Source organism: Methanothermococcus jasoni (genome assembly GCF_049075655.1).
Classification (GTDB): domain Archaea; phylum AGJL01; class Methanococci; order Methanococcales; family Methanococcaceae; genus Methanofervidicoccus.
In genome coordinates this window covers 308,959-333,181 of the sequence record NZ_CP157522.1, presented here as the reverse complement: position 1 = coordinate 333,181, position 24,223 = coordinate 308,959, and the positions used below count along the sequence as shown (strand labels likewise).

The 24,223-nt window shown below is 32.0% G+C and carries 23 protein-coding genes and 1 tRNA gene; 18 read left to right on the top strand and 6 right to left on the bottom strand.

Going from position 1 to position 24,223, the window contains the following annotated elements; translation table 11 throughout:
• Positions 1 to 32 precede the first annotated feature (32 nt).
• The gene (truD, locus tag Mjas_RS01700) at positions 33 to 1,349 is read right to left on the bottom strand and encodes a tRNA pseudouridine(13) synthase TruD (RefSeq protein ID WP_421078072.1); all 1,317 of its coding nucleotides are present in this window, start codon (positions 1,347 to 1,349) and stop codon (positions 33 to 35) included.
• Between the two features lie 141 nt (positions 1,350 to 1,490).
• On the opposite strand from truD, the gene Mjas_RS01695 reads away from it, so the two are divergent.
• The 6 genes from Mjas_RS01695 to Mjas_RS01670 all read left to right on the top strand — a co-directional run bounded on the left by Mjas_RS01695 (position 1,491) and on the right by Mjas_RS01670 (position 6,662).
• Positions 1,491 to 2,744 (top strand): TiaS agmantine-binding domain-containing protein, encoded by a 1,254-nt coding sequence (locus Mjas_RS01695; RefSeq protein WP_421078071.1) that lies wholly within the window; start codon positions 1,491 to 1,493, stop codon positions 2,742 to 2,744.
• A gap of 54 nt (positions 2,745 to 2,798) precedes the next feature.
• Positions 2,799 to 3,437, top strand: a complete 639-nt coding sequence (radB, locus tag Mjas_RS01690; RefSeq protein WP_421078070.1) for a DNA repair and recombination protein RadB — start codon at positions 2,799 to 2,801, stop codon at positions 3,435 to 3,437.
• A gap of 168 nt (positions 3,438 to 3,605) precedes the next feature.
• Positions 3,606 to 3,935 carry an MJ1244 family protein gene (locus Mjas_RS01685; protein ID WP_421078069.1) on the top strand — a complete coding sequence of 110 codons (330 nt, stop codon included), beginning with the start codon at positions 3,606 to 3,608 and terminating at the stop codon, positions 3,933 to 3,935.
• Between the two features lie 12 nt (positions 3,936 to 3,947).
• The gene (locus Mjas_RS01680; protein WP_421078068.1) at positions 3,948 to 4,352 is read left to right on the top strand and encodes a DUF134 domain-containing protein; all 405 of its coding nucleotides are present in this window, start codon (positions 3,948 to 3,950) and stop codon (positions 4,350 to 4,352) included.
• Positions 4,353 to 4,387: 35 nt separating this feature from the next.
• Positions 4,388 to 5,983, top strand: a complete 1,596-nt coding sequence (gene atwA / locus Mjas_RS01675) for a methyl coenzyme M reductase system, component A2 (RefSeq protein WP_421078067.1) — start codon at positions 4,388 to 4,390, stop codon at positions 5,981 to 5,983.
• Between the two features lie 226 nt (positions 5,984 to 6,209).
• The gene (locus Mjas_RS01670) at positions 6,210 to 6,662 is read left to right on the top strand and encodes a hypothetical protein (RefSeq protein ID WP_421078066.1); all 453 of its coding nucleotides are present in this window, start codon (positions 6,210 to 6,212) and stop codon (positions 6,660 to 6,662) included.
• A 52-nt stretch (positions 6,663 to 6,714) separates the two neighbouring features.
• On the opposite strand, the gene leuC is transcribed toward Mjas_RS01670, so the two are convergent.
• Positions 6,715 to 7,992, bottom strand: a complete 1,278-nt coding sequence (leuC, locus tag Mjas_RS01665) for an isopropylmalate/citramalate isomerase large subunit (protein WP_421078065.1) — start codon at positions 7,990 to 7,992, stop codon at positions 6,715 to 6,717.
• 269 nt (positions 7,993 to 8,261) lie between these two features.
• Between leuC and Mjas_RS01660 the strand changes: the two genes are divergently transcribed.
• The 10 genes from Mjas_RS01660 (at position 8,262) to Mjas_RS01615 (ending at position 19,728) form a co-directional block, all read left to right on the top strand.
• Positions 8,262 to 8,477 (top strand): LSM domain-containing protein, encoded by a 216-nt coding sequence (locus Mjas_RS01660; RefSeq protein ID WP_421078064.1) that lies wholly within the window; start codon positions 8,262 to 8,264, stop codon positions 8,475 to 8,477.
• A gap of 61 nt (positions 8,478 to 8,538) precedes the next feature.
• The gene (locus Mjas_RS01655; RefSeq protein ID WP_421078063.1) at positions 8,539 to 8,727 is read left to right on the top strand and encodes a 50S ribosomal protein L37e; all 189 of its coding nucleotides are present in this window, start codon (positions 8,539 to 8,541) and stop codon (positions 8,725 to 8,727) included.
• A gap of 204 nt (positions 8,728 to 8,931) precedes the next feature.
• Positions 8,932 to 9,513: a LemA family protein gene (locus tag Mjas_RS01650; protein ID WP_421078062.1), complete on the top strand. Its 582-nt coding sequence runs from the start codon at positions 8,932 to 8,934 to the stop codon at positions 9,511 to 9,513.
• Between the two features lie 85 nt (positions 9,514 to 9,598).
• On the top strand, positions 9,599 to 11,542 hold the full coding sequence (locus tag Mjas_RS01645) for a DUF2207 family protein (RefSeq protein WP_421078061.1): 1,944 nt from the start codon (positions 9,599 to 9,601) through the stop codon (positions 11,540 to 11,542).
• Between the two features lie 179 nt (positions 11,543 to 11,721).
• Positions 11,722 to 13,092 (top strand): amidophosphoribosyltransferase, encoded by a 1,371-nt coding sequence (purF, locus tag Mjas_RS01640; protein WP_421078060.1) that lies wholly within the window; start codon positions 11,722 to 11,724, stop codon positions 13,090 to 13,092.
• A 203-nt stretch (positions 13,093 to 13,295) separates the two neighbouring features.
• The gene (locus Mjas_RS01635) at positions 13,296 to 14,174 is read left to right on the top strand and encodes a TIGR00341 family protein (protein WP_421078547.1); all 879 of its coding nucleotides are present in this window, start codon (positions 13,296 to 13,298) and stop codon (positions 14,172 to 14,174) included.
• Positions 14,175 to 14,455: 281 nt separating this feature from the next.
• A complete protein-coding gene (locus Mjas_RS01630) occupies positions 14,456 to 16,285 on the top strand; it encodes an acetolactate synthase large subunit (RefSeq protein WP_421078059.1) in 1,830 nt (609 codons plus the stop codon).
• A gap of 62 nt (positions 16,286 to 16,347) precedes the next feature.
• On the top strand, positions 16,348 to 16,857 hold the full coding sequence (ilvN, locus tag Mjas_RS01625; RefSeq protein WP_421078058.1) for an acetolactate synthase small subunit: 510 nt from the start codon (positions 16,348 to 16,350) through the stop codon (positions 16,855 to 16,857).
• Between the two features lie 152 nt (positions 16,858 to 17,009).
• Entirely contained in the window at positions 17,010 to 18,014 is a 1,005-nt protein-coding gene (hypE, locus tag Mjas_RS01620; protein ID WP_421078057.1) for a hydrogenase expression/formation protein HypE, read from the top strand.
• A 490-nt stretch (positions 18,015 to 18,504) separates the two neighbouring features.
• Positions 18,505 to 19,728: a radical SAM protein gene (locus tag Mjas_RS01615; RefSeq protein WP_421078056.1), complete on the top strand. Its 1,224-nt coding sequence runs from the start codon at positions 18,505 to 18,507 to the stop codon at positions 19,726 to 19,728.
• 1 nt (position 19,729) lies between these two features.
• Here Mjas_RS01615 and Mjas_RS01610 read toward each other — a convergent pair whose 3' ends face one another.
• The gene (locus tag Mjas_RS01610; protein ID WP_421078055.1) at positions 19,730 to 20,344 is read right to left on the bottom strand and encodes an integrase; all 615 of its coding nucleotides are present in this window, start codon (positions 20,342 to 20,344) and stop codon (positions 19,730 to 19,732) included.
• Positions 20,345 to 20,598: 254 nt separating this feature from the next.
• Here Mjas_RS01610 and Mjas_RS01605 point away from each other — a divergent pair, with 254 nt between their 5' ends.
• Positions 20,599 to 21,132 (top strand): helix-turn-helix domain-containing protein, encoded by a 534-nt coding sequence (locus Mjas_RS01605; RefSeq protein WP_421078054.1) that lies wholly within the window; start codon positions 20,599 to 20,601, stop codon positions 21,130 to 21,132.
• A gap of 18 nt (positions 21,133 to 21,150) precedes the next feature.
• Here the strand turns inward: Mjas_RS01605 and Mjas_RS01600 are convergent, their stop codons facing one another.
• Positions 21,151 to 21,666 carry a nicotinamide-nucleotide adenylyltransferase gene (locus tag Mjas_RS01600; protein ID WP_421078053.1) on the bottom strand — a complete coding sequence of 172 codons (516 nt, stop codon included), beginning with the start codon at positions 21,664 to 21,666 and terminating at the stop codon, positions 21,151 to 21,153.
• Positions 21,667 to 21,747: 81 nt separating this feature from the next.
• On the opposite strand from Mjas_RS01600, the gene Mjas_RS01595 reads away from it, so the two are divergent.
• Positions 21,748 to 21,832 (top strand) — tRNA-Ser (locus Mjas_RS01595).
• 206 nt (positions 21,833 to 22,038) lie between these two features.
• On the opposite strand, the gene Mjas_RS01590 is transcribed toward Mjas_RS01595, so the two are convergent.
• The gene (locus Mjas_RS01590) at positions 22,039 to 23,280 is read right to left on the bottom strand and encodes an Nre family DNA repair protein (RefSeq protein WP_421078052.1); all 1,242 of its coding nucleotides are present in this window, start codon (positions 23,278 to 23,280) and stop codon (positions 22,039 to 22,041) included.
• 36 nt (positions 23,281 to 23,316) lie between these two features.
• The gene (locus Mjas_RS01585; protein WP_421078051.1) at positions 23,317 to 24,129 is read right to left on the bottom strand and encodes an MBL fold metallo-hydrolase; all 813 of its coding nucleotides are present in this window, start codon (positions 24,127 to 24,129) and stop codon (positions 23,317 to 23,319) included.
• Positions 24,130 to 24,223: the final 94 nt, after the last annotated feature.

Genomic DNA, 24,223 nt, shown 5'->3' with positions numbered 1-24,223 from the left:
TTTATTATATTTTATCATTATTATCTATTACTTCATATCCCTATAAACTCTCTCAAAACCACAGTGGCATAGTTTCCTCTTTCCATTTTGAATTTTAAGACAATTCCTTCATTATCTATATAATAGTTGAAATCATAAACTTTTGTGATTAACTTCCTCCGAGCTCCGGGAAAGTTCCCAAAGTCTTCAATTTTAAATGCTTTTAAATCGAGATTTTCCCTATCTATTATTTCTTTTTCAATTTCTCCCTGAATTCCGCCAGATAATTCTGAATTACTACCAATTAATATTCCTGTTGGAATGCCGTCTATTAAAATATCCCCTTCCATTGCTTCAAATCCATATTCATATCTTTTATTTATCATTTCATTGAATAAATAGGACTGGTAGGCATTTACAAACATGCTTTTTAACTGTGGCGGGAGGACTTTAAAGCTTTCCTTAAAACTCCCCGTTTTTAAGTAGTGCCTTATCATCTTTCTTTCATAATACTGGCTCTTAGGGTATATTTTTAAGGCATTTTTAAAGTCCCCTTCATCTACAAGCTTTCTTGCTTCAAGTGTTTTTCCAGTTTCATTTATCGGAGCTCCGCAATATGTATAAAATGCACTTTCAAAATCCCTATTGTATATGAATTTTCCCACCACATGAGTAATAGGACGATATGTTCCAAATCTCTGCATGCCGTAGTAGTTTAAAACATAATCCAATTTGGTATTTTTTAAGGAGTTGGCTATTTCTTCGATATTATTATTTTTATTATTACCATTATCTTTTAATCTTATCCTTATTGTAAATCTATTACCCCATAAACTTCCCATTCTAAGTTTAATATTTGTTTTTTGAATATCCCTTATTTTTATATCTTTTATACTGTCCTTTATTTTTTCCAGTTTCTCCGGTTTTATTCCAAAACAACCAACCCTTTGAGTTGTTAAGGCAAATTTATCCTTTGTTCCTGCAAAACCAAAGTTTTTTCTCTTAGTGCCTGTTCTTTTTGCCAGTTCCCTTATGGCATCCATTGTGTTCCAGTTTATTTTTTCCAATGTGAAGTGTATAAAAGAACCGTTCCAATTTGGCGTATCTTTAAAATAAATGTCTTTTAAGTCTTTTCCATGTTCTAAAACAATTCCATCTTCTGTAATTTCTTCCACAATAAAATCTTCAGGATATTTTTTTATACCTCCGTTTATTTTTAGATTTAAAAGGTATTTGTTTAAATTCGGTTTCATTTCATCTATTGTGCTATAAATTTTACTTTTTCTAAATTTTAATATGATATTTTTACGATAATTGTTTAAATTTTCCTGCGATTCCGCTTTTCTTTTATTTATTAAGTAGTTTCTCATAATATCGTCCTTAAATTTGTTTTGTATTATTCTTTATTAAAAATATCTTTGATAAATATTTTATAATGTTATGCTATATTATAGTTATAATTATTCATTGTATCACTTTAATTCTAATTTTATATTTTATTCGGTGAAAAAATGTTCATAGGACTTGATGACACAGATAGTAGGGATAGGTATTGCACAACATATATTGGAATGCTTTTAATGGATGAGCTCGGAGAGAAATACAAAATGGACACTCCAAAGTTAATAAGAATGAACCCCATGGTTAAATATAAAACTCGTGGAAACGGGGGAGTTAGTTTAAGGATTATTGAAGATGAAAAGAAACTAACTGAAAAGGATATAAATTACATAAAAGAAACTGTAATAAATCTTGTTGAAGAATACTCTGATTTTGAATGCGAGAACACAAACCCTGGAATAGTGTTTTTAAGTGAAGAAAATTATACAAAAAACAGAAAGATTTTAGATGATTACTACAAAAAAGTGCTTTATGATATAATCACCGTAGATTATGCAAAGGAAATAATAGGCAAAATCGGCGGAGAATATAAAGCATATAAAAAAGGACATGGTATAATAGGGGCATTGGGAAGTATAGCATCAGTTGGACCATATACATATGAGCTCCTAACATATAGGAAAAGGGAAAACTGGGGAAAGAAAAGAGCAATAGACAGTAAATCAGTTGTTGAAATGGATGAAAAAACTATTCCATTTACATTTAATAATGTAGATGGCGAGAAGCAGATAATTGCACCGCGAACAAAATGTCCAGTTCTATACGGCATTCGTGGAATAAAAAAGGATGTTTTAATAGATGCCATGAATATGGTTAAATGCGGGGAAGAAATAGACAGATACATGATATACAAAACAAATCAGGGAACCGATGTTCATTTAAGATATATGAAAATAAAGGACATATATCCAAACACGGGAGTAATAGTTTATGGAATAGTGGTAAATAATCCAAAAGACATTGCAGGCGGAATTGTAGTATTTGAAATAGATGATGGAACTGGAAAAATAAACTGCGTAGCTTATGAACCTACGAAGGATTTTAGGAATTTAATAAGAAAATTGAAAAAAGGCGATATTGTAGGAGTATATGGAACAGTTAGGGAGGAACCACTTGGAATAAATATTGAAAAATTAAAGATATTAAAACTATCCAAACAGTATATGAAAGACAAAAAATGCTCCTGCGGTGGAACATTAAAATCAAAAGGAGTTAAAAGCGGTTATGTATGTAATAAATGCGGTAAAAAAATAAAATATGATGAAATAAAATTAATAGAAGTTAAAAGAGATATAAAGGAAGGATTTTATGAAGTTCCACCATCTGCAAGAAGGCATTTAAGCAAGCCGTTAATTTTATTTTAAGCGTTGTTAAGATTATATCTCCAATCTCAAAATTAATATTAATTAAGTGATATAATGTTAAATGAAATTTTAAAGGGAAATATCGAAAGAAAAACAATTACTCAAATTTACGGACCACCGGGAGTTGGAAAAACCAACATAGGCATAATTTCAGCAATAAATTTTATAAAAAAAGGTTTTAAAGTTGTATATGTAGATACAGAAGGCGGATTATCCATTGAAAGAATAAAACAAATATCTGGAAATGACATTGAAAACATTCTCGATAACCTAATTATTTACGAGCCTGAAAGCTTTGAAGAGCAGTCGGCAATACTTGAAAAATTATTTTTTATTGATAATTTAGGGTTGGTTGTTGTCGATGGTATTTCTTCTTTATATAGGTTAGAGCTCTCGGACAATGTAAATGAAAACACTAGACTAAACAGAATACTTGGTAAGCAGATACTCACACTGTTAAATATTGCTAAAAAAAAGAATGTGGCAGTTTTAATTACAAATCAAGTTAGCGATACATCAAATGGATTCAAAGCAACTGGGGGGAAACTACTTGAATATTGGAGTAAAACAATAATTAGAATGGAAAAACTAGACAAATCAAGAGAATTAATACTGGAAAAGCACAGATATTCAGAAGAGGGGGAAAGGATTAGATACAAAATAGTAAAAAAAGGTATTGATATAATACATTAAGTTATTTATAAAATTGTGTCTAATAATTATATCATAATAAATTATATATCATAATTTAATAATAAAATTTAAAATCTGCAATTTTAAGCTATTGCTACATAGATAAGTATATATATAATTTTATTTAATAAATTTTGCACATAAGGGCTAAATAATTGGAGGGCTATTATGAAAATATTACTCTATCTCTTTGTTGAAACGGAAAATATTGGAAAAGCGATAAATGCTTTATCCGAAGGAGGAATCTCAGGATTCTTTCTGACGGAATATAAAGGAATGTCCCCCCAAGATTGGAGCGGCTTTTTGTTGGATGAAGAACCTGAAAAGGCTTTGAAGATAATTAACGATATGTCCCGTAATGCCGTAATGATAGGCACTATAGTAGATGAGAAAAATCTAAATTTAATAAAAAAATGTATTTATGAAAGACTTTCAAATGAAAGATACACTATTGCAGAAGTTCCAATTGGTGGCTTAAAAGTGAATAGAACAGACTAACCTGTGATTTTTATGAGATTCAGAAAGGGAAGGCCAAAAATTCCAAGAATTATATCAGAAGAACCAAAAGCAAGAATATTCAAACCAGAAGATATTTTAGATAATAAAGAAATAGACGTTTTAAATCTAAGTTTCGAAGAATTGGAGTCCATAAGACTTGTAGATTATTTAGGTTATTCCCATGAAGAAGCTGCAAATGCCATGGGCGTATCAAGAAGAGTATTCTGGAACATTCTGAAATCTGCAAGAAAAAAGGTAAGTGATTTTTTAATTAATGGAAAGGTCATAAAAATAGAAGGCGGATATTACAAACTAAGAGAATGTGGAATGAATGAAATATGCGGTAAAGGCAAATATTGTGTATTTAAACCTGCAAATTGGTGTTCTACATTTCATGTCAAAGATAGTGGAGATTAAAATAAAAAATATATTTTAATAATTGGTGATAGTGTATGCTGTTGTTGGAAGTCAAAAATGTTTCAAAAAAGTTCGGAGACAATGAGGTATTGAAGAATATAAATTTCGAGCTCAATGAAGGAGAGGTTCTCGGTGTTCTCGGTAGAAGTGGTTCTGGAAAATCCGTTTTACTCCATATGCTCAGAGGTATGGAGGGGTATGAACCTACGGAAGGAAAAGTCATTTACCATATTGCAAAATGTGATAATTGTGGAGAAGTAGATGTTCCTTCAAAAGATGGTCAAAAATGTGAATGTGGGGGAACATTCCATGAGATTTCAGTTGATTTCTGGAATGATAAGGAAATAACTTATAACTTAAAGAAAAAAATTGCTATAATGCTTCAAAGAACTTTTGCACTATATGGTGAAAAATCAGTAATTGAAAACATATTGGAGGCTCTATCCTCAGCAGGATTTGATGGCAAGGAAGCAACAGATATTGCCATGAGATTAATAAAAATGGTTAAATTGGAACATAGAATTACACATATTGCAAGGGATTTAAGTGGTGGTGAAAAACAGAGGGTTGTTCTTGCAAGACAGATTGCTAAAAAACCCGTAATCTTCTTAGCTGACGAACCAACTGGAACACTCGACCCAAAAACTGCCAAACTTGTCCATGATGCATTGAAAGAAACAGTTATCAAAAACAACATAGGTATGATTATCACATCCCACTGGGCTGAGGTAATAGCGGAGCTCTCAAACAAGGCAATATGGCTTGAAGGTGGAGAAATCAAAGAATGTGGAGATAGTGAAGAGGTCGTAAATAAGTTCATGGAAACAATGACGGAGTTTAAGAAGTTTGAAAAGGTAGAGGTAAGGGATGAGCAGATAGTATTGGAAAATATTGAGAAAAAATACTGTTCAGTTGAAAGAGGTGTTGTAAAGGCTGTTGATGGCGTCTCATTGGATATAAAAGAAATGGAAATATTTGGACTTGTTGGAACCAGTGGTGCAGGAAAGACCACACTTTCAAAGATTATAGCAGGGGTTCTTCCACCGTCAAAAGGGAAATATCAATTTAGACTTGGTGATGAATGGATAGATATGACAAAACCAGGTCCTATGAACAGAGGTAGAGCAAGAAGATACATAGGAATGCTTTTCCAAGAATATACATTATACCCACATAGAACAATATTATACAACCTTACAGAATCCATAGGGTTAGAGCTCCCTGGGGAGTTTGCAAGAATGAAGGCAGAACACACCTTGGCATCAGTAGGATTTACTGAGGAAGAGGCAGAAAAGATATTGGATAAATATCCAAAGGAGCTCAGTGTTGGTGAAAGGCATAGGGTGGCACTTGCTCAGGTATTGATAAGGGAGCCTCATGTAATACTTCTCGATGAACCTACTGGGACAATGGACCCATTCACAAGAAACATGGTGGCAGAATCCATTCAAAAATCAAGAAAAGAATTGGAGCAAACATATATTATAGTATCTCACGATATGGACTTTGTTTTGAATGTTTGTGATAGGGCTGCATTGATGAGAAACGGAAAAATAATAAAAATGGGAAAACCAGAAGAAATTGTTAAAATATTGACGGAAGAGGAGAAAGAAGAGATGATTGGACATTAATAATAAGTATAATAGAGTATATTCGTTGAGTTCGGAAATGCTAATGCTAATGGAAACAGAAAACAGAAAAATGTTTTCGCTCAATTCGTTGGTGGCTGACCACTCTCTTGCTATCCCCTTACAATTATCATATATCATCTTTTTTTGTATTAAGTAGTTTATATATGGAATTAAACGATTTTTATTAAATAATTATAAAATAAATTAAGTCCATGTATGTGGTACTATGTCTGTAGTTACAACTAAGAAAGATATTAATGAAATCATCAGAAAATTAATAGAGAATAATGTAAATACAGTAATGATAATCGGTTGTGGCATGTGTGCAAAAAGTTGCAAAACGGGGGGATTAGATGAAGTAAGAGCTATGAAAAACATGCTATCAAAAAGAGGTTTTAAAATATTTGAAAATAAAAGTATTCCCGAGGTTTTGAATGATGGGGCATGTCGATACAGGACTGTCAGAAAATTATCCGAATATACTGATGGAGAGTCTTTTGATTCCATACTAGTACTTGCATGCGGAGCAGGATTAAAAACCATATCTGATAACTTTAAAGATAAAACTATTATTGCAGGATTAAATACTATTGGTATTGGCATGAAAGAAAAGCTCGTATGTCTCGCATGTGGGGATTGTAGTTTTAACAACGGCGTATGTAAAAAACTATCTCATTGAAAAAACACTACCTCTAAAAAATTATAATTAAAAAAAATCGTTAATAGCTTTTTTATAAGTCTCTCGGGTCTATTAATTCTCCTTTAACCGCACAGGCTGCTGCTGTAATTGGTGATGCAAGATATACTTCTGAATCTAATGAACCTTCTCTTCCTCTGAAATTTCTATTTGATGTAGCAACTCCAACTTCACCAGGTCCCAATATACCATAGAGAGCTCCCATACATGCGGAACAGGATGGGTTTGTTACAACACATCCATATTTATAGAACTTCTGGATTATTCCTTCTTCCATTGCAGCAAGCATTACTTCTCTTGAAGCAGGAGATACTACCACCCTTATATCATCTGCTATACCGCCATGTTCTTCTATAACTTTTATGGCAGCTCTTAAATCTTCCAATCTTCCGTTTGTGCATGAACCAATAAATACCTGGTCAATAGGTCTTCCAGCAACTTCTCTTGCCTGCTTCACATTATCAACAGCATGAGGACATGCAAATACAGGTTCTAAATCATTTACTTCAATTTCAAATACTTCTTCATATTCTGCATCTTCATCTGCTTTAAGTGGTTCAAATGGTCTTGTTGTTCCGTGTTTTTGCATTACACTTTTTACATAGTTTATTGTTTTTTCATCTGGTTCGATTATTCCTGTTTTAGCTCCCATTTCGATAGCCATGTTTGACATTGTCATTCTTGAAGCTATACTCATGTTTTTAACTGTTTCTCCGCCGTATTGTGCTGCCTTATATGTTGCACCATCGAATCCAACTTCTCCAATAATATGAAGTATTACATCTTTTGACATTACATGAGGTTTTAATTCTCCTGTAATGTTGAAATATAGTGTTTCGGGCACTTTAAACCATAATTCACCTGTTGCAAATACTGCCGCCATGTCTGTACTTCCTATACCTGTTGCAAATGCTCCAAATGCTCCGTGTGTGCATGTGTGGGAATCTGCCCCAACAACCACAGTTCCTGGGAGAACATGTCCCTTTTCAGGCAATACTTGATGACATACTCCTTCTCTTATATCGTAGAAGTTCTTTATATTCTGTTCTTTTACAAATTTTCTCATTAATATATGGTTTTCTGCTGCGGTTATACTGTCAGCAGGTATCTGGTGGTCAAAGAGTATGACTATTTTTTCTTCATTATCCCAGACTTTATCTATCCCTTCTTTTTTTAATGTATTTACAGTCAATGGACCTGTAATATCGTGTGCCATTGCTGTTTCTATCTTTGCCATTACTATGTCTCCGGGAGACACAGTTTTATTTCCTGACGCCTTTGCAAGTATTTTTTCAGGTAATGTCATTCCCATAATATGACCTCCGTATGTTTTATATATGATAATTTAAATTTGTTTGATTATACTACTAAAATAGTATTATATAAATTTATCATTTAAAAAACATAAATCTAAAACATAGTTCTATATTGTAGAAATTTATACAAATTTATATTGAATATATATGTAAAAATAAAGCTACTTTTAATCATAATATTGGAAACTCTTATATATTAGAAGTATTTAATAATTTTTAAATCTTAAATACATTATTTATATTTGTTTTATATGAGGTGTAATAAATGATAGATACTCAAAGACCATTAGACGCATTGGGTAAATCAATAAACACAAATGTAGTTGTTCATTTAAAAGATAGCAGTATGGTAAAAGGTAGATTAAAAGCTTATGATTTACATTTGAATGTAGCACTTGAAAATGCAAAATTTGAAAATGATGAAAAAGAATACCAACTCATTGTTATAAGAGGAGACAATGTATTGTTTATATCATTATAAGCATAAAATTTATAAACGATAATTATTATTAAAGGAAATAAAAATAAAACACGGTGAAAAAATGAGTAAAGGAACACCTTCCCAGGGTAAACATAACAAAGGTTCAAATCATATGATATGTAGAAGATGTGGAAGAAGAGCATACCATGTTAAAAAGAAAACCTGTGCTGCATGCGGATTTGGAGCAAGTAAAAGAATTAGAAGATATTCATGGAAATCCAAAAAAGTAAATGGCGCAAGAGTAAAATAAACACAATGGAACAAGATTAAAAAAATTCTTTTTTATTTTTATAATTTTTTTATTTTAGTTTTTTTAATTTATTTTTAGTTGTTTTCTATTTTTTTAAGTAATTATATGATATCTATCTAATATCTTGCCAATACTGCAAATATTTTATACTTAAACATATTATAATTTAGAATATATAATTTAGAATATAACATGGGGGTTATTATGACATCGTTAATTTTGGGAATATTCATAGGCGGAGTAATTTTAATCTTACTGATTATTTTAATTATATATGTTGCAATGATATACAATCGATTTAAAACGCTTAAAAATGGGGCAGAAGCTACGCTTGGTCAAATTAAAGTAGCACTTAAAAAAAGACTGGATATGATAAATCAGCTTGTTGATAGTGTTAAAAGCTATGTCTCATTTGAAAAAGAGACTTTGACAAAAATAACAGAGCTCCGAAGTAGTGTATTAGGAGCTCAGTCCACCTCAGAAATACAGGATATAGAAAAACAGTCAAGACAGATATTGGGCAATATAATGGTTGCAGTTGAGAATTATCCAGATTTAAAAACTTCATCCACTGTAATGGAGCTCATGGATGCCATTAATGATATGGAAAATGAAATAGCACGGCATAGATATACATACAACAACATAGTGCAGGAATACAACACAAAAGCCGATGTTATTCCATCAAACATTGTTGCAGGCATGTTTAACTTTAAGAAGATGAGTTATTTAGAATTTGAAGAGGGGGAGCGGGAACTAAGTCAAAGACCAAAAATAGAGTTCTAATATTGCAAAAATACAAAAATAGAAGTAAATAAAACAAAAAAGTAAAAAATATAAAAATATACTATTTTTTTATATTGGGGATAATATGAGGGAAGAAAAACAGTTGTTTATAGTATTGATTATAATGGCAGTTATTGGTATGTTGGGGGTAGCTTTAAGCTTAGGCAGTCAATACCTGCCCTCCTCATCTTTCAGTTCAATAGATGTAAATTCTTACAATGCCGAGCTCATATTGGATAAAAACATATCCCTAAGAGAAACCTATAATTATCAAATATATGAAAATAAAAAATATAGGATGCTTTATAGGGATTGGAAGGTGCCTTTAATTTGTGGTTGCAATATTTCCAAAGTTGAGGTTATCGGAGCTCATGATTATAGTTATTATAATTATCCAAATTATAGTGAAACAGTTTCCCAACCTCACATAACTTTGCTTAATTTAAGCGCGTCCAGTGGGGATATGGTGGGTTATGTGGTGGAATACAATGGAACTTTACGTGCAGATACCGAATCCTTCGAGATTTTAAGGGATATAAAAAGCTTAGTAGTTCAATACAATGTAATAAATGAAGTGGGATTTTACAATCCGAACAAATACAGTTCAGGGGATTATTCGACATCCTATCTATTCAGCATATATCCTCCGATAGAATACGATAATACTGTATCCCATTTAAATCTAAAACTTGCAGATGAGCATTTCCCATATAAAAAAGTAAATATCCATGTTGTAGATAAAAATGATAATATTTTAAATCTATTTGTGCATCCAGTGGGTTTTAAGGTATCAAAAACAGGTGATGAGTATATAATCACAGGCCATAGTCCAGAAAACGGATTAATTGAATTAGAGATGCTTTTAAAACCAGAATCTGTTGTAGGGTATTACAATTATGTAGATAATGTTAAGGAAAAGACCCTATCTGCAAATAATAGATATTTCTTAATAAACAGGGTATTATCCATAATCAAATATCTGTTTTCCATAATGGTTGTAATCTTTCCATTAATGGCATATATTCTTTATAAGAAATATGGTGCAGAAAAGAAATACATTGTCCCCGAATATCTAAGCTATGTTCCAAACAAAAATAGAAAACCCTGGGTTGTTAATTTAATATTCAATGGAAAGGTGGGTGAGTTTGGGAAGGAGGGATTTTATGCCACACTTTTAGACCTTCATGATAAAAAATATATCAAAATATCGCCAGGGGAATCAACCGATGATGTTAGTATAGAGATACACAGCAAGGATTTATCCAATTTAGATAACTACGAAAAAAAGATTATGGCTTTCTTAATAAGATACTCGAAAAATAACATATTTAAACCTTCAACAATTGAGGCAATAGCATCAGAACATAAGTATAACAAAAACAGAATAGGAGCTCAGCGACTATGGGATGAAGTTAATGGTATTATGAGCTCACCTGTATCATCGTATTCTGTTAATGAATATATGGACAATACGGGAAATATAATAATATGGGCTTTGCTTGCCTGTTCGGTGATTGTTGCAGTAGTATCTTACATATTATCCTCAGGAGACTATAAAATCCTGTATCCAGATACTGCACACATATTCTATCTATCAATTGCGTGGATTATGCAGTGCGTTGTATTGATTATAGCCCCTAAAACTCTATTTGGTAAATGGAAAAAGGATTATTATAAAGAAAAACTTGAATGGGAATCATTTAAAAAGTTTCTATCAGATATTGCCATGATAAAAAAATACGCTCCTCAGGATATATTGATGTGGAAAGAATGGTTGATATATGGAACTGCCCTTGGTGTTGGAAGGAATGTTGAAAAGGCATTGAAATCATTAGATGTTAAATTACCTGAAAATACGCGGGAGATGATAAATTACTATCCTCTAATATACTATTCCTTCGGCTCCATGCATTCCTCAGTAAATACTGCATATATTGCCACCATAAAACCCACCAGCGGAACTCCGGGAATGGGTGGTGGATTTGGTGCAGGTGGTGGATTTGGAGGTGGAGGTGCAGGAGCTCGATAAAAAATATAAAAAATCATTAATTAAAATTATTTTATTATTTTTTATACTTTATTTTAAATACATTTTTACAGTTAATCTTTAAATATTAGATTATTAAACTAATAATATTAATTTTATTTATATCTCATTAATATTTAACATATATCATATTTTCTATAACATATTTAAACTGTGATAAAATGTGCGGAATATTCGGAATATATTCTTTTTCAGATAAAGATGTTGCAAGAAAGATATACTATGGTCTTTATGCTTTACAGCATAGAGGGCAGGAAGGAGCAGGAATTGTAGTAAGCAATGGACATGAATTACACTCCCATAAAGGATTGGGATTGGTTCCCGAGGTATTTAATAATGAAAATATCCGGCTCCTTAAAGGTCATATTGGAATAGGTCATGTTAGATACTCAACCACAGGGAGCTCCGTAATTGAAAACTGCCAGCCGTTTATAGTAAATAGCTCACTTGGGAATTTGGCAATAGCTCACAACGGTGATATTGTTAATTCTCATATTTTAAAGGAGGAATTGGAAAAGCAAGGGCATATATTTACATCATCAACAGATTCTGAGGTTGTAGCACACCTGCTTGTAAAGGAGCTCCTAAAAACAGAAGACATTATCCAGTCAATAATAAATGTTTCAAAAGAGTTAATTGGAGCATATTCTTTAATTATACTATACAACAACACACTTATAGCTGTTAGAGACCCAAATGGTTTTAAGCCATTGTGCATTGGAAAAGATGAAGATAATTTTTATATTTCATCAGAAAGCTGTGGCTTAGATGTAGTTGATGCCGAGCTCATAAGGGATGTTAATCCAGGAGAAATCATTGTAATTAACAAAGAAGGTATTGAGAATTATTATGTTTCAGAGGATGATTGTTTAAAAAACGCATCAACATGCATGTTTGAATATGTCTATTTTGCAAGACCTGATTCAGTAATTGACGGTATCAGCGTATATAATGTAAGGCGAAATATTGGTAGAATACTTGCAAAAGAAGAACCTTGCGATGCGGATATTATCTCGCCAGTTCCCGATTCTGGAATAACTTCGGCAATAGGATATTCCGAAGAATTGGATATTCCATATTACGAGGCATTAATAAAGAACAGGTATGTAGGAAGAACATTTATACTCCCTTCCCAAGAGGAGAGAAACTTAGCTGTTAGATTAAAATTAAATCCTGTTAAGACCATATTAAAAGGTAAAAGAGTAGTCTTAATTGACGATAGTATCGTTAGAGGGACAACATCAAGAAGAATCGTAGATATGGTTAGAAAGGCAGGAGCAAAGGAAGTGCATTTAAGAGTGGGTTCTCCAAAAATAATATCTCCATGTTTTTATGGAATAGATATGCCAACAAAGGAAGAATTAATTGCCAGCTCAAAATCTGTTGATGAAATAAGGGATTATATTCATGCCGATTCATTGGGTTATTTGAGTATTAAAGGTTTAATAAAGGCAATAGGTAGAAAAAATCTATGCCTTGCATGTGTTTCAGGCAACTACCCAACTGACATATCACTTAAATTTAAAAAATAAATATTTATTTAATAAATTTTAGAGCTCATCTTGGTGATTTAGAAAATAATTTTTTATTATATTTTTATTCTTTTTATTTTTTAATTATTTTTATTACTGCCTATCGATTAATTTTTATTTTATTTTTTATTAACAATCACCGCTGGTGGAATTTATATAATATGAAATAATATATTTCAATAAAATAAATAGGGGTGAGTCATATAAAGTATATTAAAATAATAGTCCCCAAAAAACTATTAAATGAAGTGGAGGATATTTTAAAAGAACATGATGCATATTCCATATCTATAATTGAACCTTTAAAAACTTCAATAAAAGATGGAGTAATAATTACCTGCAATGCCAAGACAGATGATGCCGAAAAGATAGTTATAAAACTGAGAAAAATGGGCATCGGCGAGAAAGGTTATGGTTCAATAAACATAATGCCTGCAAATATCACATTTTCATGCAGGGATGAAGGTTTAGCATCATCAAAACTTTCACCATTAGAGCTCTACTATAAAGGCACATCGATGGTAAAATTATCAAAGGATGTTATTATAAAAATTATATTGGCAAGTGTCATGGGAGTTATTGGTTTAATTGAACATAATATACCAACATTGATTGGTGCCATGATTATAGCTCCATTGGTAGATACTGTAATGGCTAGTGCTATTGGAAATGTGCTTAAAGAAAAGAAACTGGCATATAAAGGTATGAAAAAAGAAATAATATGCACATTGATAGTTATAGCCTGTGCATTTTTATTGGGTATTTTATTTGAAATACCAAAACCTATAATTACAACATACCTCCATGAAAACACCTTATTGTTAAGTGCAATTATAGCAATTATTGCAGGAGTGTCAGGGGGTATGAGCATAGCATCTGGAAAGGACTATGAAATTATAGGAGTTACAATAGATGTATCTATATTAATACCTGCGTTGTTGGTGGGTTTAGCATTATCTACACAGGATATGGCGTTAATATACACCACATTTGTATTTCTTATAATAAACATCATCCTGTTGGATATTGGAGGATATCTTGGATTAAAATATAAATTGGGAAACTTGGATAGATTATCATAATAACTTAAATAACAATCAATTAGACGAAATCTTGATTCAATACTCCCATTTTACCTCAATTGAACAGAACTTCGAGTTGTAGCTCTCCGTTTCACTACGATAAGCAAAAAATTGTAAATATTAATAATATCTAATATTTCCTTTTTTTATTTTTGGTTAAAAAAGTTATAGACAAAATTTATATAATATTAATTTAATTATTATCAATACTCAAAATTATCTTTTCAAACGAATTAAACCGCAAAATCTAAAAGATTTTGTTAATATTTTTTGGTGGTTTTATGAAAGGAGCAGAAGCAATGATAAAAGCACTTGAAGCAGAAAAAGTTGATATTCTCTTTGGGTATCCTGGCGGGGCATTATTACCATTTTATGATGCACTATATGACAGCGATTTTATACACATATTGACAAGACATGAACAGGCAGCAGCTCATGCAGCAGATGGTTATGCAAGGGCAAGTGGAAAGGTTGGAGTATGTATCGGAACCTCGGGGCCTGGTGCAACCAATCTTGTAACTGGTGTAGCTACGGCATACGCAGATTCTTCCCCTGTTGTAGCCCTTACGGGACAGGTTCCCACAAAATTAATAGGAAATGACGCATTCCAGGAAATTGACGCACTTGGACTTTTTATGCCAATAGTAAAGCACAATTTCCAAATTCGCAGGACTGAGGAAATCCCTGAAACATTTAGGGCAGCATTTGAAATAGCAAAAACAGGGAGACCTGGGCCTGTGCATATCGATTTACCAAAAGATGTTCAGGAAATGGAATTGGACTTAGCTAAATATCCAATACCTTCTAAAATAAATCTAGTAGGATATAAACCTACCACAATAGGTCATCCAAGACAGATTAAAAAAGCCGCTAATTTAATATCAACAGCTGAAAAACCTGTAATAATTGCAGGTGGTGGAGTAAATATTGCAAATGCTACACATGAGCTCATGAAATTTGCGGAGCTCACCAATATTCCAGTATGCACAACATTAATGGGAAAAGGCAGTTTCCCAGGGGAGCACCCGTTGGCACTTGGAATGGTTGGTATGCATGGAACAAAAGCCGCGAACTACTGCGTATCTGAGAGCGATGTTTTAATAGCAATAGGATGCAGATTCTCGGATAGAATAACTGGGGACATAAAAAGCTTTGCACCACATGCAAAAATTATACACATTGATATAGACCCTGCGGAAATTGGAAAAAATGTTAAAGTTGAAGTTCCAATCGTTGGAGATGCAAAAATCGTTTTAAAGGATTTGATGATTCACCTTCTTAAAACAAATATTGAATCAAATGAAAAATGGATGGAATATGTTACATCCTTGAAAAAATCAAGTATTCCTAAGATGGATTATGATGACACCCCTATTAAACCTCAAAGAATAGTAAAAGAACTAATGGATGTAATAAATGATTTAAATCTTAATAAAAATTCAATTATAACCACAGATGTTGGGCAGAACCAGATGTGGATGGCACATTACTTTAAATCATGTGCTCCAAGGTCATTTTTATCATCTGGTGGCTTAGGAACAATGGGCTTTGGGTTCCCTGCGGCAATTGGTGCTAAAATAGCAAAACCAGATTCCAAGGTAATCTGTGTTAGTGGTGATGGTGGATTCATGATGAATTGTCAGGAGCTCGGAACAATTGCAGATTACCAGATACCTGTTGTTATATGTTTGTTTGATAACAGAACCTTAGGAATGGTTTATCAGTGGCAGAACCTATACTACGGAAAAAGACAGTGTAGTGTTAATTTTGGAGACACGCCTGACTTTGTAAAACTTGCAGAGAGCTTTGGCATAAAGGCCCTTAGAATATCAAAACCTGGTGAAATAAAAGAAGCACTTAGGGAGGCAATAGTTAGCGATGAGCCTTATTTGCTTGATTTCATTATTGACCCTGCTGAGGCATTATCCATGGTTCCGCCAGGAGGTAAATTAACAAATATTATCGAACCTGTTAGGGAACATCCTAATGAAAAGGTAATATGCTTCGATGAGATAAAGAGAAGATATCTAACTAAAAAGGAGGGAACTACTCCTGAAAATATAAAATTAAACGAACAGACAGAGTCTGAAACTGCAAATACCACTAATTAATAAATTATAAATCTATATATCTACTTATTTATCTTATTATTAACCAGAAGAATGGTGGTTTTATGGAACATACTCACATCATTTCAGTTTTAGTTTTAAATAATCCCGGGGTGCTTCAAAGAATTGCCGGACTTTTTACAAGAAGATGGTATAATATTTCAAGCATTACAGTTGGTGCCACAGACTCTCCAAATATAGCTAGAATGACCATTGTAGTTAAGGGGGATGACAAAGTCCTTGAACAGGTTGTAAAACAGCTTAATAAACTTGTAGAAGTCGTTAAAGTAAGTGATTTAGATGACAAAAAATGTGTAGAAAGAGAATTATGCCTTATTAAAGTTTATGCACCAACTGAAAGCAGTAAATCGCAAGTAATACAATATGCAAATATATTTAGGGGAAAAATTGTAGATTTAAGTTCTGAATCATTAACCGTAGAAATTACGGGGGATGTAGATAAGGTTAATGCATTTATTGATTTGGTCAAACCTTTGGGCATTAAAGAAATGGCAAGAACTGGATTAACTGCACTTATGAGGGGCTCCAAAATATTAAAATCAAAAAAATCATAAAGCAGCTATTAAATATTAAATTAAACCTTATATTATATTCATATACTTATAAACTATTTTAATTCTTATTTTTTTAATTTTTTTATTTTCAAATGATGTATTATAGTAAGTTATAGCAAGGTATTTATTTCACCAAAAGGAGATGATTTTTTATGAAAATAACAAGAATGCACGGTGCTGGCGGAAAAGTTATGCAGGATTTAATTAAGAATACCATATTAAATAATTTAGAAAATACTTCGGTAAATGGCGGAATAGGATTAAAAGATTTAGACGATGGTGCCACAATTCCACTGGGTGATAAAGAGATAGTTTTTACAGTGGATGGACATACTGTTAATCCAATATTCTTCCCCGGCGGAGACATAGGAAAACTCTCCGTCTGCGGAACAATAAACGATTTATCAGTTATGGGAGCAGAACCCCTTGCATTGTCATTGTCAATAGTTCTTCCAGAAGGTTTTGATATAGAAAAATTGGATAAAATAATGAAGTCAATAAACGAAACTTGTAAGGAAGCCGGAGCTCCGATAATTACAGGAGATACAAAGGTGTCAAATGTTGATGATATAATAATATCCTCCGCTGGAATTGGTATAGTAGATAAAGGAAAGGCCATTAGAGACTCAGGAATGAGAGAAGGAGATGTAATCATTGTCTCTGGAAATATTGGAGAACATGGTATGGCTATACTCCTATCAAGAGAAGGGTTTGAATTTGAAACTAATTTAAAATCCGATGTTGCACCACTGAATAAACTTATAAAAAAGGTTCTCGATGCAGGTATAGAGGTTCATGCTATGAAAGACCCAACTAGAGGAGGGCTCGCTGACTCATTAAATGAAATGGCTGAAAAAAGTGGTTTAGGAATAAACATTTATGAGGAAAAAATCCCTATCAGTGATGAAGTTCAGTCAATAGCTGATGCACTTGGTATTGACCCCATGACTGTGGCAAATGAAGGTAAGGTTGTAATGGCAGTTAAAAAAGAGGATGCCGAAAGAGCATTGGAAGTTTTAAGAGCTCACCCATTAGGTAAAAATGCCCAAATAATTGGTGAAGTTGTATCTGAACACAACAAGGTAATTATGGAAACAATAGTTGGAAAAAGAATTGTGGATACTCCTATTGGCGACCCTATCCCGAGAGTTTGTTAATTTAAATTTTTATTTTTTAACATATAATATAAAATAATTATAAAAATCTTTTTTTGTTTTATTTTTTACGATAAACCGCCGAGAAAGCCAACGATTTTAATCGTTATACAAAACATAGTTTTGTAAAATCTCTTATGAGATTGGATGAGAGGCGGACATTATATCGGCTAGTAAGTAGTAAAATATAAATATGTGAAGATTAATAGTAAGTAACGCTACCAGTCCAAGTTCTAATGGGTAGGGTTAGTGAAAACTCTACCGCTGGTAGTGGTTGGTATCGTGGTTTGTTTTGATAGAGTAATCTTAGTGATACAGCGTAGCCCTGAATCTCCTAAACGGAGATAGGGGTAGTGGGCTTGGCCACCCATGTAGGGTTAAACCCTGCTAAAATTAGACGAAATCACTTCGTGATTTCGTTGCTCGCTTACTACCGTAAGCGAGAACCCAACGAGTTCACTCGTTGGAGTAGGTCAGATAAAATGGTGTTTTTGTGGATATTGGATTTAGATTAACTTCAAAAAACAAATACAGCATATCACGATTGTATCCACTGATTGGTGGAAAATTATTTAAAAATTTTGAAGAAATAATTAACAATATTAAAAATAATAATTTAGATATATTAATTTATTCATTTACAACACTAAGTAAGGGTAAAATTGCAAAGGAAATAAAAGAAATAAATAAATTAAAAAAATTAACTAAATCAAATAAACCAATTTTGATTGCAGGAGGAGCTCACCCAACAGGAGCTCCAAAAGATACTATAAAAATGAGATTTGATTATGTGGTTGTTGGTGAGGGGGAGATTACACTGCCAAAAATAATAAACAAATTAAAAGAACTTGACGAAAATAAAGATGATAAAGACGATAAAAATGATAGAAAGGAACTAAATGAAAAAATCATCATAGGAGAACAAGTAATCAATTTAGATGAATTTGAAAAGATTGAACCACTTACACCAGTTGAAATAACGAGGGGATGCCCATACAAATGTAGATTTTGTCAGACGCCTCAAATATTCGGCAACAATGTAAGACATAGAAGCATAGAAAGCATTTTAAAACTTACAAATCCCAACACAGATACACGAGTAATAAGCCCAAATGCCTTTTGCTATGGCTCGAAAACTGGAACACTTGGCAAAAACTCTTCGAGTTTTTGCAAGTCAGCGAATCCTTCGGATTCGCTTCGAAAACCAAACATTGAAAAATTAGAAAAACTATTAAAAAAACTAAGTGAAGGAAAAGGAAAGCTATTTTTTGGAACATTTCCATCAGAGGTTAGACCTGAATTTATTCAAAAAGATACAATTGAATTGGTTGTAAAATACTGCGATAATAAGTTTTTACATTTCGGAGCTCAGAGTGGTAGTGATGGGATGTTGAGATATATAAGGCGAGGGCATACTGTGGATGATGTGTTAAATGCCGTTGATTTATGCAGAGATTACGACTTAATACCAAAGGTTGATTTTATATTTGGATTCCCAAATGAAAATGAGTTTCATAGAAAAGATAGCATGGAGCTCCTACACTACATTATAAAAAAGAATGGAAGAGCTCATGCACATTACTTCATGCCATTACCTGGCACATACTTTGAAAATCAAAAACCCACTGTGTTGGATAGGAAGACTTTGAGAGCTCTCGGGCAGTTGTCCCAAAAAGGTTTGGTGAGTGGTTCTTGGAATTATATTCCGAATATTTAATTTATTTTATATGCTTTTCCAAATCATATAACATTTGTTTTGCCACTTTCTCTTGCGTATATGTAATAATATGGTTTAAATTCACATGACCTGTCATTTTTGCAATTAATTGTGGTGATGTGTTCATTACAGCATATTTGGTAATAAATGCATACCTTAAAGAATGTGTATTTATTCCATAGTGATTTTTTAACCAAGTGTATATCCTCATTCTTGGTCTTTTGGCATTTTCCAAATTTAAAACTGCATCCCGTATGAGCTCTACATCATGCTTGGTAATGATTGATGGAAGAACCATATCTCTGTATGATACTGTTTTTTTTGTTTTCTCTACCTTAACTCTAACTTCAATAGGCTTGTCCCAATTTAAATTGTTATTTTTACATATCAAAATCATGCCCTCAATTGCCTCTCCAATCCTGCATCCGTTTCTAAGTTGAAATAGGGCAATGGTTAAATAAGCAAGGCGTTTAATGTCTTTTTTATAAACTATTCCATTGTTTAGTTTTTCCCTTATTTTCACGATGTCTCTTTCAAATAGACGATATATGTTATCAAAATCCAAACCTTTATCCCACGACCTATCATTTCTTTTATTTAATTTAATTTCCACCATATTATCACCAGTATATGTATATTATGGAGCTCATATATAAAATGTTGCCTTACGATACATAAGGCAACAATTGGTAAAAAATTTCTGAACTAAATAGGTATTTTTTTAAAGTGTGTATGTAAATATTTACACTAAAAAATACAATAATATATTTAGCAATTTATTTAAATTTATAGCTATAATGAATATAAATAAATATATAATAAAAAATATAGTTTAAAAAATTTAAAAAAAGATGATATGTAGGTATTCATATGATTGAATTAAAATTTCACCATTTTTTAAGATGGGATGAAATAAACGAGCTCGTGGAAAGTGCCAAAAATAACATGGTAATAGTCAAACTGCCAAACAGCATATACAGCAGTCCAAAGATGACATATAAAATCGAATTTATGAGAAAGAACCATATAATTGTGGAAGTGGAAAACGATAAAAGGGGCAGGAGTAAAAAGATAGATGAAGATATAAAAAAAGAAATACTGGAATTATATAGAGAAGGGTATTCGATAAACAAAATAGCAAGTATGTTAAATCTACCAAAGAGCACAATATTTACCAATGTAAAGGAAGAGATAAATGAAATAAAAACTGAAATGAAAATGGAGGAGCTCACCTCATTAATGTATGAATATAAAGAATACCTTATTAAAAATGATTTATATAATCCATATATAGAAACCCAGTTTTCAGAATTAAAAATGTATGTGGATAATAACGACCTTGAAACTGCCTACAAAAAACTAAAAGAAATAATTAAATACATCAAACAAATGCAAAGAAAATAAAAATATTATTAGATTTTATTATTGAATATTATAATCAGTTTTACTTAATCGTTTTATTCTATTTTCCCCATCTATTTCATTGATAACATCAACAACCTCTTCTGGAACTAAATGTTTCCATTCTTCATCATTCAATATCCTTCTTCTTATTTCAGTTCCAGAGTATTCTTTTCGGTTATATAATTTTGGTTTTTTAACCATATAATTTCTCTCTTCGAAGAGCTCCTTCACCAATGCATTGCCAGTATATACAACATCAAAAGGTGGAGTTAATGCTTCAACATAGGATACCCACACCGCATTAAAGTCTATATCCTTAATTGGAATTACATAATAAGGGAATCCAAATTTTTTAAGTGCTTTGATAATCATCATTATTCTTTCCCCTGCGGTAAATGGGTCATTAAGAGTATGACTTTTTTGAGCACTACCTATTCCAATTATGAGCTCATCTACTTCATTGGCAATTTCTTTTACTATTGTTAAATGTCCATTATGAAATGGCTGCCATCGTCCAACTACAAATGCTCTCAATGTTTCACCTATAATATATTTAAATAATTTAAATAGAAAAGTATATATACTATAATACACTTTTAGGATTTATGTTAATATGCGGAGGTGGCCCAGCCTGGTACGGCGCGGGACTGCTAATCCCGTTGGGCTTTGCCCAACCCGAGTTCAAATCTCGGCCTCCGCGTCATACTTTTTAAGACTATTTTGAAGTTATTTTATTAAGTCCTAAATTAAATTGTTGCTCTTTTATATAAAATACTTGCATAGAATTTAAAGGACTACTAAAAAGTGGTTGATACCAAACAGGACTATTTTTGCACACTCTTGATTAATATCATTGTAGAGTTTTTAAAGTAGATATAAAACCGGAGCTCCCATACTATTTAAAAATTATAAATATATAAATTCATCAATACGCATTTGCCTGTCTTTTGTTAATATCCTACTTTTTAACCTATATTTTTCAAGAGGATTATTTAATAACTCATTAATTTTATTTAGAGCTCCTTCTAATGTGTTGAATTTAAAGACTTCATTAAAACTTTTTTTGACACCAGTTCTTACCTGCCACACTCCTACTGGTGCATAATAATCTGAGGTAATTTCTCTAAATACAACAATTTTACTTTGTCTCTTCCTTTCATTTAGATATTCGAGAACACTTAGACGAGCGGCATAAAATGCTCCGGTGGTCTCTTTTGCATATCCTTTTGTTTTTAAATCTTCGTAATCTCCCAAAACTGGTGGATTATCACACCCAAAGAGAGCTCCCTTTTCCCAAACTTCCATGAGCTCATAGGCATAATAGTCTGGTATCAACAATATGACATACCTATTTCCAAGAAATTCACTGTAATAAACTTCATAGTCATTTATTAAAGGATAATCAATTATCCTTTTTGTTAAATACCTTCCAATAGTGTCCTGAACTCCTGTGATGCTCCACCTAGTGGGAACTAGTTTTTTATTTATGCCCAAAAGACCTGCTGACAGAAGCTTTACTATATAGTATTCATCAAATCCATAATTGTATAACGATATTATCGAATCTACTGCTTTTAATTCATCATTTACAATATAATCACTTTTTGAAGGTATTTTTGGATTTTCTGCTATATTGAATTTTAATAAATCACCTTTTGGAGATATTGGAGGGGCAAAACCGCTTGGAACTATGTCAAATGACGGTTTGCGTTTTAATATAATTTCGCTATCAACAGGCTTTACTGCCATGGCGAGCTCCTGTATTGACTCTAATATCTTGGATATGTCGTTGCTATTTTTACACATATTCACATTGATGTGTTTAGTTTCACCCATTACAAGCATGGAGCGGTATTTTATAACTGCCTTTATGGATTTATTTTCCCATTTTAAGGGACTGTCCATAAACGAGGTATCTCCATCTATTGGTGGGACAAGGGGAGCTATCCTAACATTTGGATAGATATATTCACCAACAAATATTGATGGAGGGGAAGCTCCAAATACTTCATTTTTATTTAATTTTTTATCGAATTTCTTTTTTATATCATCAAATACCCTAAGTTTTTCAAGTATGGGACATTTTGATTTACCACATAATAACTTTCTTCCTTTGCATAGGGAACATATTCTTGATTTAAATGCCATAATTTCACATATTCCACAAGCCTATTATATTTTTAATTATAATTCCATTACTTTTCCAACATGACCGTAAATAAAATTGTCGAGCTCACTTAAAACATTCATAGCATTGAACCCTGTGCAGTGTATGGGCATTATAAACTCTAAATCGCTGTTTTTTAGATATTCATAAACCGTGTTTATATATTCATTTGAAGACACAACCAAATGGAAGCCCCCAATAGCCCCCCTAATTTTATTTTTGTTTATCTTTTTGGCATATTCTATTACATTTATAATTCCGCTGTGGGAGCATCCAGTAATTATTACATCATCTACGATAATAAACATATCATCATTTACATTGTCAATTTCAAAATTTTTACTGCTGTTATCATCTATTGATTTATAAAATATTTCAGGTTCATAGGGATTATTTCTTTCAACCTTTCCAGATATTATCATATTATCTTCAAAATACGGTTCATTTACCAATTTTAAATATTCATAATTCTTTAAAAATTCTTTTATATCCTTATCGATTCCTATGTATCTTTTATTTTGAGAATACCTATCGAGGAAAGCGTCTGGATGAATATATATTGGAATGTTTATATCGGATTTTTTGTTTTTATTTTTTTTATCTATAAAGTATGATAGTCCATCGGTATGGTCATAATGCCCATGACTTATAACTATACTATCAAAATTATCATCTTCACCCATGAGCTCTAAGTTTTTCTTTAATGTATATGGATTTTGACCCACATCAAATAATATTTTTTTATCGTCTGTTTTTATAATTATTGAGAGCCCATGCTGAGCAAAGTATCTTTTATACGCCATATCATCAACAAGAATTTTTATCTCCATTTAACCACCATTTATATATTTTTAATTTATACTAAACTTACTCTACAATATATATTTATCCCATAAGTGCAAAATAATGAAATATAATACTTTA